Origin of the sequence: Streptomyces sp. MMG1121 (genome assembly GCF_001280015.1) — a bacterium.
GTDB lineage: Bacteria > Actinomycetota > Actinomycetes > Streptomycetales > Streptomycetaceae > Streptomyces.
On record NZ_LGDV01000049.1, the window covers coordinates 1 to 849 of the forward strand.

An 849-nucleotide genomic window follows, 5' to 3' on the forward strand; every position below is an offset into this window, starting at 1 on the left:
AGCCAGGTCCGGAAGTCCGGGCCCAGGTCTTCACGTTCGCACGCGAGTCTGACAATGGCACGCAGATAGTCGCCGCGGTCGCCGGTGTCGTAGCGGCGGCCCGTGAAGACGACGCCGTGCACGGGTCCGCCGACCTTCTCGTCCTGCGCGAGTTGCTGGAGGGCGTCGGTGAGCTGGATCTCGCCGCCGCGGCCCGGCTCGGTCTGACGGAGTATGTCGAAGATGTGCGGGTCGAGGACGTAGCGGCCGATGATCGCGTAGCGCGAGGGGGCGTCCGCCGGGTCCGGCTTCTCGACCAGCCCGGTCACCCGCACCACGTCACCGTCCGCCGTCGCCTCCACGGCAGCGCAGCCGTAGAGGTGGATCTGTTCCGGCGCGACCTCCATCAGGGCGACCACGCTGCCGCCGTGCCGCTCCTGGATCTCGATCATGCGCTGGAGCAGCGGGTCGCGCGGGTCGATCAGGTCGTCGCCGAGGAGGACGGCGAAGGGCTCGTGGCCGACGTGCGGGGCGGCGCACAGGACGGCGTGGCCCAGGCCCCTGGGGTCGCCCTGGCGCACGTAGTGCATGGTCGCCAGATCGCTGGACTCCTGCACCTTCGCGAGCCGTTCGGCGTCGCCCTTCTTCCCGAGCGCCGACTCCAGCTCGTAGTTGCGGTCGAAGTGGTCCTCGAGGGGCCGCTTGTTACGCCCGGTGATCATGAGCACGTCGTCGAGCCCCGCCGACACGGCCTCCTCGACCACGTACTGGATCGCCGGCTTGTCGACAACCGGCAGCATCTCCTTGGGAGTGGCCTTGGTGGCCGGCAGGAACCGGGTGCCAAGGCCTGCCGCGGGAATGACAGCCTTG

At 70.0% G+C, this 849-nt stretch carries 1 protein-coding gene; it reads right to left on the reverse strand.

Features of this window, described 5'->3' with window-relative positions:
• Positions 1-849, reverse strand: an 849-nt coding sequence (gene galU / locus ADK64_RS06675) for a UTP--glucose-1-phosphate uridylyltransferase GalU (protein ID WP_078992520.1), incomplete at both ends; no start/stop codon positions are given.